A 15432-nucleotide genomic window follows, 5' to 3' on the forward strand; every position below is an offset into this window, starting at 1 on the left:
CTCGCGGGTGAAGGAGCAGACATGCTTGGTGGAATCTGGGGCATCATCACGACGATCATCGTCGGCCTCGTCCTCGGCGTCCTCGGCCGGATGCTCGCTCCCGGCAGGCAGAAGATCCCGATGTGGCTGACCATCGTGGTCGGCATCGTCGCCGCCTTCATCGGCAACTGGCTCGCCGGTGTGTTCGGCGTCGAGAACACCCCGGGCATCGACTGGTGGCGGCACGTGTTCCAGGTGGCAGCCGCGGTGGTCGGCGTCATCGCCGCGGCCGCGGCCTATCCCAAGATCACCGGTGGCCGAACGGCTTCGAAGTCCTGAGAACGAAGCGGGCCGGCGCACCGCGCTGCGCCGGCCCGCTAGATTCGGGGCCGGTGGACGAGAACTGGCTGGACCTCAGCGGCAGCGGGCTGACCGAACTGCCGCCGGTGAACCTGGCCGGGGTCACCCGGGCCTACCTGGACCGCAACCGGTTCACCCGCTTCCCGGAACGGCTCACCAAGGCACCCGGGCTGACCCAGCTCAGCCTCTACCACAACGAACTGGAAACCCTGCCCGGCTCGCTGTGGCGGCTCACCGGCCTGCGGGTACTGAACCTCGCGGCGAACCGGCTCACCAGCCTTTCCCCGGAGATCGGCCGACTGTCCGAACTGCACACCCTCGACCTCGGGCACAACCTGCTCACCGCACTGCCGGACACCCTCGGCGCGCTGCCCGGGCTCACCGAGTACCTCTACCTCTCCGGCAACCGGCTGACCACCCTCCCGGACTCGCTGTGCGGGTTGCACCGGCTGCGCTACCTCGGCGCCACCGACAACGGGCTGACCGCACTGCCCGGTGAGATCGGCGCCATGTCGGCACTGCGCGAGCTCCGGCTGTACGGCAACCGGCTCGGCACGCTGCCCGAGTCGATCGGCGACCTCACCGCACTACGCGAGCTGCATCTGCGCGGCAACGCGATCACCACCCTGCCGGAGTCGATCACCCGGCTGACCGAGCTGCGCCTGCTGGACCTGCGGGACAACGGGCTCACCGAGCTGCCCGGCGGGATCGCCGAACTGCCCAAACTGGACAAACTCGATCTGCGCTGGAACAGGTACCTGCGCGAGCCCGGCTGGCTTGCCGGGCTGGAAGCGCGCGGCTGCGTGGTACTGCGCTAGCTGGTGCCGCGCTGGGGAGCGGCCAGCGTGCGGAAGTCGGCGCAGGCCACCGCCACGTAGGCGGGTTTCGGCGCCCGCCAGGCCACCTCCGCCCACTTGTCGTCGGTCACCTGCTTGTTCTCCGCGCCGACGCAGGAGTACCGCTCGCCGACCACGAATGGTGAGCACGGCGGGTAACCGGGTTCGGCGCCCACGCAGGTGGTGTAGTTGTCGCAGGTGAGGGTGGTGAGGATCGGTGTCGAGGTGCCTGCGCCGGCACGCACGTTCAGCTTGCAGGCATTGTGTTCGGTGGCACGCACCAGCGCGGGCTCCGGTTCCGCGGCACCGGCGGCCGGGGCGGTGAGCAACGCCGTGACCACGGCGACGGAAAGGGCAAAACCTTTGGCGGGCAACGATTTCATCTGCAGTACCCGACGGGACACCAAACCTCCAGCTGCGGTTACGACCGGCCTGACGAACCCAACGTAGCGGGAGCGCCCACCCCGGCACACCACACGACCGGGCGGCACCGATGGTCACGCAGCGACACGATCAGCAGATGACGGTCGGCCGGGCCGCGTACCGGACCTCGCGGGTCTGCCTGCTCACCTCGTCACCGGAGTCCAGGTCGTACAGGATGCGCGTGTTCGAACTGCTGAACCCCGGCGTGCCCTCGACCGGCGTGCAGTTCTCCCGCGGCCCGAGCCGGATCGGCGGCGGCACCACATCGGTCCGCGGCGCGGTCACGCTCTCCACCCGGTAGCGCTTGGTGCCCCAGATCTTCACGGTCACCGCACCACCGGAGGCCGAAGCCTGGATGGCCACACCGGTGGGTGCGTCGTTGGTGAACGCCATCTCGATGCTGGACCCGTTCTCCTGCAAGGAGCTCGCATCCCGCGCCTCCGGGTAGCGCGCGAAGTAGGTGGCGTGCTCGGTGTGCCCGGCATCCCGCAGCCCGGCAAGGTAGACCGCGTTGTAGAGGGTGCTGGTGAACTGTGAGACCCCGCCGCCGATCACCGGGGGACCGGTTCCGTCCTCGTGCACCGGTGCCGTGCGGTAGCCCCTGGACGCCGTGCGTGGCCCGGTGTGCTCGTCCAGGTCGAAGGTCTGCCCCGGCCGCACGATCGTGCCGTCCACCTGGCGGGCGATCACGCCGATGTTGTGCGCGACGTCGCCGGTGAAACCCCCGGTGCTGAACTCCCCGATGACCTCCTTGATCCCGAACCGTTCGGCGTCGGAGGTGGTGACCTTCGCGGGCCGGGTGTCGTAGACCACCGGCAGCTCGCGATCCACCACCCGGCGCGCGATGTCCATGAACGGCGCCAGGGTCCGCGCCCAGTTGATCTCCCTGCCCGGCGCGGACGGCTGGATGTCCGGCTTGCCCGCGGCGAACACGATCCTGGCGTTCTTGCTCCGCTGCTCGGTTTCGTCCAGTTGCGGCAGCAGCACCCGCCGGAGCTTGGACTGGTCGACCCTGATCTGCAGGGAGCCGTCCGCCATCGCGGCGAACCGCAGGGCCGTGGCGATGTCCTCGGGCCGCAGCACGGCCGCGGCACCTGCCGCGCGCGCCCGGATCGGCGCGGACACCGCCGGCGCGACCACCTGGTCGAGCGCCGCGTGCACCCCGGCCGAGCTGGCCTTGGGCTGGGTCACCCGCATCGGGAACGTGATGGCCCTGTCGGTGAGCCAGTTCTCGGTGACGATCCGCACCGCGGCCGCGATGTCGGTGAGCTGTTGCGCCTGCCGCGGTTCCACCGCCACCGGCCGCACGGCGCCGTCGCCGGGCGCGGATTCGAAACGGATGGTGCCCTCGGTCAGTCCGTGGTTGAGCCGCTGCCGCGCCAGCTCGGTGATCGCCTGCCGGAGCAGGTCCGGCTCGACCGTGGGGACCGCCCCCACCTCGCGGGTGCGGAAGAAGGACGCCACCCTGGTCACCGGGTTCAGCGGCTGCATGCCCGCCTGGTCGAGGGTGGCCTGCCAGTCCAGGCCGAGGCCGGAGGTGCGCGGGTCCAGTTCGGCCCGGACATCACCCGCCCGCACCGGGATGGGCTGCACCAGCCGGGGTTCGAGCTCGATCCGCAGCTTGGCCTCGGCCGCGCCCTGGCTCATCCCGCCGACCTCCACCCCGGCCACGGTGACCCCGCGCGGGACGTCCCCCGCACTCAGCATCAGGTCGGCGACGTAGAGCAGCGCCAGTAACGCGATGACGCCGCCGGTCGCCATCATCACCTTGCCGAGGCCGGTGCGGAACCGGCGCGCGGGCGTCACCGGGAGCGGGGCGAGCGGCTCGTGGTCGAGCAGCTCGCCGAGCAGGCCCTCGTCGGGGGCCGGTTCGGGCTCGGGTCGCGGAGCGGGCAGGGCGGCAGCGAACTGCTCGGTCGGGTCGGCTTCCGGCTCCGGCCGGTCCTGCTCCTCGCGCACCTGCCCCTCCGAAAAACATGTCCGCTACAAGTAAAGCCCCGTACCGTGCTCGGTGCGCTCGCTGGCGATCGCGTGGATGTCGCGCTCCCGCATCACCAGATACGCCTCGCCCTGGATTTCCACCTCGTGCTGGTCCTCCGCGTTGAACAACACCCGGTCGCCGACCTTCACGTTACGCACATTATTGCCGACACCCAGTACATCACCCCAGGTGAGACGGCGCGCCATCTGCGCGGTGGCCGGGATGACGATGCCGCCGGTACTGCGCCGTTCCCCTTCGTCGGTCGACATCCGGACCAGCACCCGGTCATGCAGCAGCTGGATCTCCAGCTTCACGTCCGCGCCGGTCCCGCTCTCCGAATCTGACACAACTGTCATGTTATCCCTCGCCCGTGGCCTGCCCGGCCATGACGAGCCGGAAACCGCGCTCGCCCGAAGGGTCGAGCCGGACCGGAACACCCCAGTCCTGCCGGGTCATCCGGCAGGCGGGATGCTCGGCCTCATCGTCACAGCTGGCCGCCTGGGCGACCACTTGCAGCACCCCCTCGGGGTAACCCTCGGCCAGCCGGATACGCCGGGTCAGCGCGGTGCCGGTGCCCGCGCCCTCGGCCAGCAGTTCCGGCGGGGACGCGCTCAGCTCCAGGCGGGTGGAGGGCCCGTAGCGGTCATCCAGCTTCTCCCCCGGCGGGGGCTGGAAGACCACCTCGAGCTCGACCTCACCCGGCGCCAGCGTGGTGGGCGGCCTGCGCACGGCATGCGCTTCCCCGGTGACGCTGGCCCCGGCCTCCCGCGGAACCCGGCGCAACCGGTGCCCGCTGGACTCCACGACCAGCAGCTCCCCCGCATGCACCAGCAGGCCGGAGGGTTCGGCGAGGCCGGAGGCGAGGGTGCTGACCGTGCCGGTGGCCGGGTCGTAGCCGCGGACCGCGCCGTTGTAGGTGTCCGCCACTGCGATCGAGCCATCGGGCAGCACGGCGAGGCCGAGCGGGTGCTGTAGCAACGCCGCCTCGGCCGGGCCGTCGCGGTGCCCGAAGGAGAACAGGTCGGTGCCCACGGCGGTGTGCACCGTGCAGCCACCGTCCGCCCAGCGCAGCCTGCGCAGCGCTGAGGTCTCGGCGTCCACCAGCCAGAGGTCCCCGGCGGTGGCGGCCAGGCCCGAGGTCTGGGCGAAGAACGCCGCCGCCGCCGGGCCGTCCCGCAGCCCTTCGACGGTGGTGCCGGCCAGCCGGGAGACCTCGCCCCGCAGCGGGTCGAACAGCCCGAGGGTGTGGTTGCCCGCCATGGCCACCACGACCCCGCCTGCCGGTTCCCACCAGGCGACATCCCATGGGCTGGTCAGGTCCACCTCGCGGGCCGCGCCGCGCACCGGGCCGTCCCGCCACTGCCTTCCGGTGCCTGCCACGGTGCGCACCTGCCCGGTGTCCAGATCGATCCCCCGCAGCAGGTGACCCGCGGTGTCGGCGACCACCACCTGGTACCCGGCCCGCTCGGCCACGGCCTGCGGCAGTACCGCGATCCCGGAGGGTTCGGCGAAGCTCGCCCGCTCGGCCGGGCCGTCCTCGGCGCCCCGCAGGCCGCTGCCGAACCGGCGCAGCACCGTCTCGCCGTCGGCGGCCAGCTCGACGACCGCATGCTGCCCGGTGTCGGCGACCAGCAGGGTGCCGGACGGCAGGGCTACCGCCTTGCTGGGGAAACGCAGGTCGCCCTCGGTCTCCTCGGCGGCGACATAGGGGCTGCCGCCGCTGCGCAGGGTGCCCTTCTCGGTATGCGTGGCCACCAGCTCGCCGATCACCCGGCGCAGGGCCTCGCCGTGCCCCTCACCCGCGGCGACATGCGCCACGTAGCCCTCCGGATCGATCACCACCAGGGTGGGCCAGGCCTTGACCGCGTAGTGCTGCCAGTTGGTGAGGTCCGGGTCGTTCAGCACCGGATGGTGCACCTCGTAGCGGCGCACCGCGGCCTCGATCGCGGCCCGCTCGCCCTCGTGCAGGAACTTCGGCGAATGCACGCCGATGGTGACCAGCACATCGGCGAACTCCCGCTCCAGCGGGCGCAGCTCGTCCAGTACGTGCAGGCAGTTGATGCAGCCCGAGGTCCAGAAGTCGAGCAGCACGATCCGGCCGCGCAGCTGCGCGAGCCGGAGGGTTTCACCACCGGTGTTCAGCCACTGCGCGCCCACCAGCTCGGGCGCGCGCACATGTCGTACGGAAGTCACGCCCGGAGTCAACCAGCGTCAGGGCCGCGCTGTTCCCCTGCTCAGCCGATGCGCACCGCGCCGGTGGCCTCCGGGGTCTTGGTGATGGTCTTGGTGGCCGGGGACACCTGCTGCACCTGGGCGGGGGCGGAGCGCTGGGCGCAGCCGAGGACCAGCCCGGCGACGCAGGCGACGACGGCGATCGGGGCGAGAATGCGCGTGAACGGCATGGAGTTCGGGCCTGTGCTCTCTACGAATGGCGAAAAGATGGGTCACCGAGCGGTGACAGCCGTTCTGTCGCCACCCCCGGGCAAACCGTTACTCAGCCACCGCGCCCGCCTGCTGTGGATCAGTTCGTTTCGGCCCTGGTTTTGAGTCTGCGCAGGGTGTTCGCGATGTTGTGCCGGTTGTGCTCTGCCCGGTCCCAGACGCCGCTGGCCAGGGCACCGGCGAACTTCAGCCAGCCGGGGCGTTTCTCCCAGGTGCTCTCGGTCACCCGGCAACCGTCCGGGGTGGACTCGATGTCGTACTGCCAGCGGGCGACCGGTGCGGGCCCTGCCGAGACCTCGAAGGCGAAGCACCGCCCCGCCACCGCGTCGGTGACCGTGGCGACGGTGCTCCAGCGCCGGAGGCCACGGCGGTTACCGCCCTTGAACCGGGCGCCGACCCTGGCCGCGGACGCACCGTCCAGCCAGCGGAAGGTAGCGTACTCAGCTGCCAGCTCGGCCAGCATCCCCGGCTCGCTGATCAGCTCGTACACCCGTTCCGGCCGGGCGTGCACCTCGATCTGCCCGGTCGCACTCGGCTGGGACATGGCGGCCTCGCTTCATGGCAATGTGGTTTGGTCAACGTCGGGTTATTCAGGTCCGTAGCGTGCGTCGCCAATGCTGTCGCCTGCAACGACCTCCCGCCCGTCGCCCACCACCCACACGGTGGCGCTGCGCGCCGCGGTGACCATGGGCCTGGCGACCCGCGGTCGCTGGGTCGTTCTGAATAACCCTCAATGGCGGACATGACATACCAACGGTATGTGCCGCGTCAAGGTACTCAGCCGCCGTTGCGCCGCAGCATGCGGGTCATACCGGCGGCCAGCGTGGTCGCCAGCACCCAGCCCGCGCCGGTGAGGCCGACCCCGACCCAGCGGTCCAGGCCCTCCATATGCCAGCGGTTCTTGTTCCCGAAGTCGACAATCGGCACCAGCAGGTCCACGTTGTACAGCACCGAGCTCCACACCAGCCCGGTGTCGTCGGCGTTGACCGCGCAGTGCTTGCCGTCGATCAGCAGCAGGTCATCCTCCGCACAGGGTCCGGAGAACCATTCGAAGTACACGCTGCCGGTGACCAGCAGCAGCAACAGCCAGACCAGCGCGCGCATCGGCTTGTACCCGTAGCCCACCATCCAGCGCTGCAGCCAGCTCCACACCCAGATCCCCGGTCCGAGGACTCCCGCGCCGCTGCGCAGCGCCTCGTAGCGGTACTCCTGCTTACGCAGCAGCACGGTGTCCGCGTGTTCCTCGTTCCCGCTCGCCCGCAGCATCTTGGCGAGCTGGTCATACGGGCCGGGGCGGTAACCGCCCATCGCCGCGCGCAGCTGCTCGATCCGCCGGTCCACCGCGGCGTCGTCCTCCAGCGAGATCGGCTCGGTCAGCGCGTCGTACTGGAAGTCCTCCAGCTCGATGCCGCCGCTCGCCTGCCACAGCGTGAGGTCGTCGCCGAGCGTGCCGCAGTGCGCCCGGCGCAGCAGCACCTTGCCCTCCGGTCGGCGGCCGGGCAGCAGCAGGAACTCGTCGGCGGTCACATCGCTGATGTCCAGCGCGATCGCGTGCTGCTCGATGGCGGACAGCTCGGCACCGGTGAGATCGACCTTCCGGTGCACCGTGGCGCCGTCCATGTTCACCCCGCCCTCGGCCCGGAAGGCCCGGCCGCGATGCGCGGTGAGCACCAGGTTCCGGTCCACCTGCGAGGTACGCAGGTCCACCGAGAAGCTGCTGGAGGCCCGGATCTGCGGCCTGCTCAGCTGGGTGCCGTACAGGTCGATGTTCCCGCCGACGTGCATACCCTGCATCCGTAGGGTGCCTGCCACCTTCGCGTCGGTGAGGTGGAAGTTGCCGGATACCTGGGTGCGGCGGGCGGAGAACACGTCCCGGTCGGCGTGCAGCAGTTTGGCGTTCCAGGCCAGCACGTTGCCGCGGATCGCCACGTCGGCCAGCCGCAGCTGCCCCTCCGCGGACAGCCCGGTCGCCTCCACGTCCCCGTTGATCTCCGAGCCGTCCAGGTGCAGCGCCCGGTCGTAGTACGGCTCGGCCTGGCCACGCAGCACCTTGATCCGCGCCCCGGCCAGCCGCAGCGTGCCGCCGATATGCGCGTTGACCATCCGCAGGGTGCCGGTGGCATGGAAGCCGTCACTCAGCTCCACGTTCCCGTCCACCTGGAGCCGGTCCGCGTTCAGCGCGGGCCGCGGGTCGACATAGGGATCGCCGGTCTTCCACGCGCTCACCACGATCGGCCCGGTCTGGTTCACGGTGAGCTTGGCCCCGCGCAGCACGATATCGCTGGCCACCTTGGCACTGGGCAGGTACAGCACTCCGTGCGCGGTGAACCGGCGCCGCTCCGATGCGCCGTAGGCGTCCGCCTCACACAGCAGGCTGCCGCTGATCTCGAGGCCGTTGCCGTTCAGCGCGATGCCGTCCGGATTGTTCAGCGTGGCGCCGGAGAAGTTGACGTTACCGCCCGCCCGCATGCCCGGGATGCGCACCTCACCGCCCGCCTCCAGCCGGTAGGCCAGCAGTGCCCCGGTGATCGCCAGCCGGTCCGCCTGGATCGCCTTGCCCCTGGTGTAGTTGATCTCGGTGCGGGTGAGCACAAGGGAACCCTCGATCACCGCGTCGGTGAGGTTGACCGCGGCATCCGGCACCCCGCGCTCCCGGTCCCCGCCACGGCGCACGGTGGTCTCCCCGTCCATCCGCCCGCCCGATTCGACCTGCACCTTGCTGCGGATCAGCCGGACGTCGTTGCGGCTGCGCAGGTTGCGCGCCTTCAGCCCGGGCAGCCAGCACTTGCGGAACACCAGGCCGAGCAGGCTCGCCTCGCGTACGTCCGGCGGCTGCTCGAACCGGCAGCGCTCGAACCGGAACAGGTACTCCAGCTCGGCGGCTCGCAGATCCAGTTTGCCGGTGATGTAGGCGTTCTCCACCTGCACGATCGGCGCGTTGGTCGCCTGCTTGCGCCAGCGCAGCAGCCCACCGGACCCGGGTTCGCGCAACGGCTTGAGCAGGTCCTCGGCCCGGACCTCGTAGGAGGGGTCCGGGTTCGGGTCGAACGGGTCGAAGTCCGGCCGGTCCGCCTCGGCCGTGGTGGTGGCCTCCTCGGCCGGCTCACCCTGCTCCTTCGTGCCTCGCCGGAAAGTCGGCATGCGGTCGGTTCCTCCCCTCGATGCGTCCCCAGCCCCAGGACCCCAAGCGAAGCCGACCGCCGAGGGTTACCGCAATCGACCGAGTGGAGTACCCACTGTGCTCGGACGGAAGGGAAAAGCCAACGGTTCCGGAAATCAGTCGCCGGAATGCACCGGGTTCAGCACCCGGGACAAGAAGGACTGGGTACGCGACTCCCGCGGGTTGCCGATGACCTGGGCGGGCGGGCCCTGCTCGACCACCACGCCCTCGTCCATGAACAGCACGACATCGCCGACCTCACGAGCGAACTGCATCTCGTGCGTGACCACCAGCATGGTCATACCCTCGGTGGCCAGCCGCCGCATCACCCCGAGCACGTCGCCGACCAGCTCCGGGTCCAGCGCGGAGGTCGGTTCGTCGAACAGCATCACCTGCGGGTCCATCGCCAGTGCCCTGGCGATCGCCGCCCGCTGCTGCTGCCCACCGGACAGCTGCGCGGGCATGGCGCCGATCTTCTCCGAAAGCCCGACCTTCTCCAAGTTCTCCCGCGCGATCCGCTCGGACTCGGCCTTGTCCCGCTTGAGCACCTTGCGCTGGGCGACGGTCAGGTTCTCCAGCACGGACAGGTGCCCGAACAGGTTGAACGACTGGAACACCATGCCGATCTCGCGCCGGGCGCCGTCCAGGTCCACATCCGGGTCGGTGAGCTCGCGGCCGTTCACCACGACCTTGCCCTCGTTCGGCTCCTCCAGCAGGTTCACGCAGCGCAGCAGCGTCGACTTGCCGGAGCCGGAGGGCCCGATGATGCACACCACCTGACCCCGGCGGACCCGCAGATCGATGCCCTTCAGCACCTCGAGCTGCCCGAAGGACTTGTGCAACCCGCTGATCTCCACAATGGAGTCGCTCATGCTTCCACCTCCAGGCCGCGCTGCTGCTTGCGGCCGGTCCGCCGCTCCAGGTACCGGGAAAGGTAGCCGAGCGGGATCGTGATCAGCAGGTAGGCCAGGCCGGCCAGCAGGATCGGGGTGAGCGAACCGGTCTCGTTCAGCCCCTCCCGGCCGAACTTCGCCAGCTCGTACTCGCCCTGCAACAGCCCGAGCAGGTAGATCAGCGAGGAGTCCTTGGTCAGCAGCACCACCTCGTTGGTCAGCGGCGGCAGGATGATCCGGAACGCCTGCGGCACGACCACGGTGACCGTGGTGCGCCCCGAGCTCATGCCGAGCGAACGCGCCGCCTCGACCTGGCCGGGCGGCACCGCCTGGATCCCGGCCCGCAGCGTCTCGGCGATGTAGGCCGAGCCGACCAGCCCGAGCGCCAGCATGGCGGTGGAGTAGATGTCGAAATGCAGCTGGAAGGCCAGCGGGACACCGAAGCCGAAGGCGATGAAGACCAGCAGTACCGGAACACCACGGAAGAACTCGATGTACGCGGTCGCGAGCCACCGGTAGGGAGCCACCGAGGACAGCTTCATCAGCGCGAGCACGAAGCCCAGCCCGAGGCCGAGCGCGAAACCGAGCGCGGTGTAGATGATGGTGTTCACCAGCGCGGTGGTGATGATGCCGGGGAACTGCTCGGCGGCCGCGTCCAGGTTGAAGAAGGCGCGGCCGATCTCCGGCCAGTTGGCGAACAGGGCGAGCAGCACCACCGCCAGCACGAGCAGGGCGTACTGCACCCCGCGGAACGCCTTGGCGCGCTTACGCCGCGACATGGCCATGAAGGGACTCCTCGGGAAAGTGCGGTGCCGTGAGGGTTACTTGGACTCCGGCTTCTTCCCGAACCACTTCTGGTAGATCTCGTCGTACCGGCCGTCGCTCTTGATCGCCGCGAGCACCTCGTTCACCTTGGCCTGCATCGCGCCGTTACCGGTGCGCATCGCGATGCCGTACTCCTCTCCGGTCTCGAACTCCTCGGTGACCTCGGTGTCCGGGTTCTGCTTCACGAAGTTGAAGTGCACCGAGTTGTCGTTGATCCCGGCCGCGACCTGGCCGGTCTTCACCGCGGTCTGCAGCAGGCCGAGGTCCTCGTACTGACGGATCTGGTAGCCGTGCTCGTCCTTGTGCTCGGCGGCGTACTCCTCACCGGTGGTGCCGATCTGCACACCCAGCGTCTTCCCGCTGAGGTCGGCCATGGTCTTGATACCGGAGTCCTTGCGCACCAGCAGCGCCTGGTTGGCGTCGAAGTAGCCGTCGGAGAAGTCCATCACCTTCTCCCGCTCCTCGTTGATGGTGATGGCCGCGGCGGCCACATCGCAGCGGTTGGTGTTGAACGCCTCGCCGGACTGGATGCCCTCGAACGGCATGTTCACGATCGACTGCTGCACGCCGAGGTCCTCGGCGACGAAGTCGACCAGGTCCACGTCGAACCCGACGATCTCGCCACCCTCCTCGTACTGGAACGGCTCGTACGGGGTGTGCGTACACGTGGTGAGCTTGCCCTCCTCGATCAGATTGATCTCGTCGCCTGCCTGGGTGTCCTCGCCGCCACCGACCTCCTCGGCGCAGCCGACCGCGGTAAGGGCAAGGGCGAAGGCGGGCAGCAGGGTAAGTGCCCTCAGTGTGGTACGCGCCACGATTACTCCTAGTAGGTCATACCGGTCGAGTGAACCGCATCCTGCCATTCCGAACCGGCTGAGCACAGCATTGGCTCGTTACGGGCCCGTCTCGGCACCGTCTCCCGCAGGTCGGGTGGGCATCACCCGTTCGTGGCCGTGGCATCGTGAACGACCATGAACGCCAACACCGCGCTCAAGCTGCCGCCCGCGGGCCGCCGCGCCCGGCGGGCCAAGGCCAGGACCAACGGCCGCCCCGGGGCGCAGTTCCACGGCTACCTCGAGCCGCAGCGCCCGTATCCGGGTGCGTACGACGAGATGTTCGCACCGGACGGGACCGTCCGGACGCCCTACCGTGCACTGTACGAGGCGATCTCCGCGCTGGCCGCGACCGATCTGGACGCGCGGGCCGAGGCGCTGGACCGGGCGATGGTGGACCAGGGCATCACCTTCTCGCTTTCCGGCCAGGAGCGGCCCTTCCCGCTGGATCTGGTGCCGCGGGTGGTGGCCGCGGCGGAGTGGACGAAGCTGGAACGCGGGGTCACCCAGCGGGTGCGTGCGCTGGAGGCCTTCCTCGCCGACATCTACGGGGACGCGCACATCCTGGCCGACCGGGTGCTGCCGCGCAGGCTGATCACCTCCTGCGCGCACTTCCAGCGGGAGGCCTTCGGGGTCAACCCACCGAACGGGGTGCGCATCCACGTGGCGGGGATCGACCTGGTGCGGGACGAGGAGGGCACCTTCCGAGTGCTGGAGGACAACCTGCGCAACCCGTCCGGGGTGTCCTACGTGATGGAGAACCGGCGGACGATGACCAGGGTGTTCCCGGACCTGTTCGCCAAGCACCGGGTACGCCCGGTGGGTGACTACTCCACCCACCTGCTGCGCGCGCTGCGGGCGGCTGCCGCGCCGAACGTGGCCGATCCGATGGTCGTGGTGCTCACCCCCGGGGTCTACAACTCGGCCTACTTCGAGCACTCGCTGCTGGCCAGGCAGATGGGCGTGGAGCTGGTCGAGGGCAGGGACCTGTTCTGCCGGGACAACATCGTCTACGTGCGCACCACCGAGGGCGAGCAGCAGGTGGACGTGATCTACCGGCGGATCGACGACGAGTTCCTCGACCCGGTGCACTACCGGCCGGACTCGGTGCTCGGGGTGGCCGGGGTGCTGAACGCAGCCCGCGCGGGCAACGTGGTGATCGCCAACGCGGTTGGCAACGGGGTCGGCGACGACAAGCTGGTGCACACCTACGTGCCCGAGATGATCAAGTACTACCTCGACGAGAAGCCGATCCTGCCCAATGTGGACACCTACCGCTGCTGGCTTCCGGACGAGCTGGAGCAGGTACTCGACCGGCTGGGCGAGCTGGTGATCAAGCCGGTGGAGGGCTCCGGCGGGTACGGCATCGTGTTCGGCCCGGACACCCCGGCCGCCGAGCTGGCCGCGGTGCGGCGCAGGCTGAAGGCCAACGGCAGGGGCTGGATCGCGCAGCCGGTGGTGCAGCTGTCCACCGTGCCGTCCAAGGTTGGTGACCGGCTGGTGCCGCGGCATGTGGACCTGCGGCCGTTCGCAGTCAATGACGGCAAGGAGATCTTCGTGCTGCCCGGCGGCCTGACCAGGGTCGCGCTGCCGGAGGGCAGCCTGGTGGTGAACTCCTCGCAGGGTGGGGGTTCCAAGGACACCTGGGTGCTGGCGGCCCGTTCCTCCACCGCCGAGCGCGAGCTGGCTTCGCCCTCGCTGGCCGAGGCCTCTACTGTGGACGGTCTGGCCGCGGAGCAGGGACCCGAGCTGACCACCGCGCAACTGGAGCAGCAACAGCAGTGAGCACGATCGCGAGGAGGCAGGCATGCTGGCACGCAACGCCGAGTCGTTGTACTGGATCGGCCGGTATGTCGAGCGCGCGGACGATACGGCCCGCATCCTCAACGTGTCGGTGCACCAGCTGCTGGAGGACGTCAGCGTGGACCCCGACCACGCCAGCCGCCAGCTGCTCGCGGTGCTCGGCATCCCACCGGAGGGCAAGGGCGACCTGGACGTGTGGAAGCTGACCGAACTGGTCGCCTACGCCAAGGAGAACCCCAGCTCGATCGTCGGCTCGATCAACGCGGCGCGGGAGAACACCCGCGGCGCCCGCGAGGTGGTCTCCACCGAGCTGTGGGAGTGCCTGAACGCGACCTGGAACGCCGTACCGGAGCGGCAGCGCTACGCCCGCAGGGTGGGGCCACACTCCTTCCTGTCCTTTGTGGAGGAAAGGGCGGCGATGTTCGCCGGGCTCGCCGACTCGACGATGAGCCGGGACGACGGCTGGATGTTCCTGGTGCTCGGCCGCTCGGTGGAGCGCGCGGACATGGTGGTGCGGCTGCTGCTGTCCAGGGTGCAGGACAAGGCATCCTCCCCTGGCTGGATCACCGTGCTGCGCTCGGCCGGTGCGCAGGACACCTTCCTGCGCACCTACCGGGGCGCGCTGGACGCCGGGCGGGTGGTGCAGTTCCTGCTGCGGGACACGCTGTTCCCGCGGTCGGTGTTCTACGCGCTGCGGCAGGCTGAGGACTGCCTCGACCAGCTCGATCCGACCTTGAACTCGCGCGGCAACGACAAGGCCGAGGCCCTGCGGCTGCTCGGCAGGGCGCGCAGCGAGCTGGAGTTCCTGCGTCCTTCGGACCTGCTCGAGGAGCTGCCCCGGCGGCTGACCGCACTCCAGGAGACCATCCGGGAGGTCGGCGAGGCGGTGTCGGTGCAGTACTTCCATTCGGCCCCATGGGTAGCCTGGCGTGGAGCGGAGGTGTCGTTGTGACCGACTCGGAGAGCTGGCAGGTGCGGGTGGTGCACAGCACCGGCTACCACTACAACTCCCCGGCAACCCAGTCGTACAACGAGGCGCGGCTGACCCCGCGCTCGGACCGCAGGCAGAACGTGCTCGCCACCCGGATCGAGACCACGCCGGCCACCAGGGCCTACCGCTACACCGACTACTGGGGCACCGAGGTCACCTCCTTCGACCTGCACGCCCCGCACACCGAGTTCACCGTGCTGGCGACCTCGGTGGTGGAGACGGCGGGGGCCGCGGAGCCGATCCGCGAGGCAAGCTGGCGGGACCTGCGTTCGGAGCGGGTGGTGGACGAGCACACCGAGTACCTGCAACCGACCAAGTACGCCCCGCACGACCGGGAGCTGGCGAAGGTGGCCCGCAAGCTGCGCAAGGAGCGGGACCCCGCGGACACCGTGTTCGCCGTCTGCGAGTGGGTACGCGAGCAGCTGACCTACCGGCCCGGCAGCACCGGGGTGCACAGCACCGCCACCGACGCCTGGCGGGCCAGGGAGGGCGTCTGCCAGGACTACGCGCACGTGACCCTGGTGATGCTGCGGTCGATCGGGATCCCGGCAAGGTACGTGTCGGGGTACCTGCACACCCGGCCCTCGGCGGCGCTCGGCGAGACCGTGGCGGGGGAGAGTCACGCCTGGGTGGACGTGTGGACCGGCGGCTGGTGGGCATACGACCCGACGAACGCGATCCCGGTCGGCCCGCGGCACGTCTGGGTGGCCACCGGCCGCGACTACGCCGACGTCCCGCCGCTGAAGGGCATCTTCACCGGCGGCAGGGGCTCCCACCTGGACGTGTCGGTCCAGCTGACCCGGATGGCCTGAACCCCTGGTGGGGCTTGCCCCACCGCAAGTCTCGGTGCTCACCTGACTGTGCTCGGGACCGGTTACCGCGATGCTGAGCGGGAACGGGATGTCG

At 69.9% G+C, this 15432-nt stretch carries 15 protein-coding genes; 5 read left to right on the forward strand and 10 right to left on the reverse strand.

Annotated features, from left to right (window positions below):
* Nucleotides 1-21: 21 nt before the first annotated feature.
* Both KOI47_RS34485 and KOI47_RS34490 read left to right on the forward strand, forming a co-directional pair.
* Nucleotides 22-318, forward strand: coding sequence for a GlsB/YeaQ/YmgE family stress response membrane protein (locus KOI47_RS34485; protein ID WP_216211848.1), 297 nt, complete (start codon nt 22-24; stop codon nt 316-318).
* A 53-nt stretch (nt 319-371) separates the two neighbouring features.
* On the forward strand, nt 372-1157 hold the full coding sequence (locus KOI47_RS34490) for a leucine-rich repeat domain-containing protein (protein ID WP_216211851.1): 786 nt from the start codon (nt 372-374) through the stop codon (nt 1155-1157).
* Here KOI47_RS34490 and KOI47_RS34495 read toward each other — a convergent pair.
* The 10 genes from KOI47_RS34495 to KOI47_RS34540 all read right to left on the reverse strand — a co-directional run bounded on the left by KOI47_RS34495 (nt 1154) and on the right by KOI47_RS34540 (nt 11714).
* Nucleotides 1154-1558, reverse strand: a complete 405-nt coding sequence (locus tag KOI47_RS34495; RefSeq protein WP_232376442.1) for a hypothetical protein — start codon at nt 1556-1558, stop codon at nt 1154-1156. The genes KOI47_RS34490 and KOI47_RS34495 overlap by 4 nt on opposite strands.
* Nucleotides 1559-1688: 130 nt before the next feature.
* A complete protein-coding gene (locus KOI47_RS34500; protein WP_216211853.1) occupies nt 1689-3557 on the reverse strand; it encodes a VanW family protein in 1869 nt (622 codons plus the stop codon).
* Between the two features lie 24 nt (nt 3558-3581).
* Nucleotides 3582-3935 (reverse strand): GroES family chaperonin, encoded by a 354-nt coding sequence (locus KOI47_RS34505; RefSeq protein ID WP_216211856.1) that lies wholly within the window; start codon nt 3933-3935, stop codon nt 3582-3584.
* A 1-nt stretch (nt 3936) separates the two neighbouring features.
* Nucleotides 3937-5754 carry an NHL domain-containing thioredoxin family protein gene (locus KOI47_RS34510; RefSeq protein ID WP_216217751.1) on the reverse strand — a complete coding sequence of 606 codons (1818 nt, stop codon included), beginning with the start codon at nt 5752-5754 and terminating at the stop codon, nt 3937-3939.
* A gap of 59 nt (nt 5755-5813) precedes the next feature.
* A complete protein-coding gene (locus tag KOI47_RS34515) occupies nt 5814-5981 on the reverse strand; it encodes a hypothetical protein (protein ID WP_216211859.1) in 168 nt (55 codons plus the stop codon).
* A 119-nt stretch (nt 5982-6100) separates the two neighbouring features.
* Complete coding sequence (locus KOI47_RS34520) at nt 6101-6565, reverse strand: SRPBCC family protein (RefSeq protein ID WP_216211862.1); 465 nt, start codon at nt 6563-6565, stop codon at nt 6101-6103.
* 233 nt (nt 6566-6798) lie between these two features.
* On the reverse strand, nt 6799-9162 hold the full coding sequence (locus KOI47_RS34525; protein ID WP_216211864.1) for an oxidoreductase: 2364 nt from the start codon (nt 9160-9162) through the stop codon (nt 6799-6801).
* A gap of 135 nt (nt 9163-9297) precedes the next feature.
* A complete protein-coding gene (locus KOI47_RS34530) occupies nt 9298-10053 on the reverse strand; it encodes an amino acid ABC transporter ATP-binding protein (RefSeq protein WP_232376444.1) in 756 nt (251 codons plus the stop codon).
* Nucleotides 10050-10859: an amino acid ABC transporter permease gene (locus KOI47_RS34535; RefSeq protein ID WP_216211867.1), complete on the reverse strand. Its 810-nt coding sequence runs from the start codon at nt 10857-10859 to the stop codon at nt 10050-10052. The genes KOI47_RS34530 and KOI47_RS34535 overlap by 4 nt, the downstream gene beginning before the upstream one ends.
* Nucleotides 10860-10895: 36 nt before the next feature.
* Nucleotides 10896-11714, reverse strand: a complete 819-nt coding sequence (locus tag KOI47_RS34540) for a basic amino acid ABC transporter substrate-binding protein (protein WP_216211871.1) — start codon at nt 11712-11714, stop codon at nt 10896-10898.
* Nucleotides 11715-11870: 156 nt separating this feature from the next.
* Between KOI47_RS34540 and KOI47_RS34545 the strand changes: the two genes are divergently transcribed.
* From KOI47_RS34545 to KOI47_RS34555, 3 genes are read left to right on the forward strand one after another with little or no spacing between them, the layout of a single operon-like run.
* Nucleotides 11871-13517, forward strand: coding sequence for a circularly permuted type 2 ATP-grasp protein (locus KOI47_RS34545; RefSeq protein ID WP_216211874.1), 1647 nt, complete (start codon nt 11871-11873; stop codon nt 13515-13517).
* A 22-nt stretch (nt 13518-13539) separates the two neighbouring features.
* Nucleotides 13540-14487, forward strand: a complete 948-nt coding sequence (locus KOI47_RS34550) for an alpha-E domain-containing protein (protein ID WP_216211877.1) — start codon at nt 13540-13542, stop codon at nt 14485-14487.
* A complete protein-coding gene (locus KOI47_RS34555; protein ID WP_232376445.1) occupies nt 14484-15338 on the forward strand; it encodes a transglutaminase family protein in 855 nt (284 codons plus the stop codon). Before KOI47_RS34550 ends, KOI47_RS34555 begins: the two co-directional genes overlap by 4 nt.
* Nucleotides 15339-15432 lie beyond the last annotated feature (94 nt).

This window comes from Amycolatopsis aidingensis (assembly GCF_018885265.1).
In the GTDB taxonomy this organism is placed as follows: Bacteria; Actinomycetota; Actinomycetes; order Mycobacteriales; family Pseudonocardiaceae; genus Amycolatopsis; species Amycolatopsis aidingensis.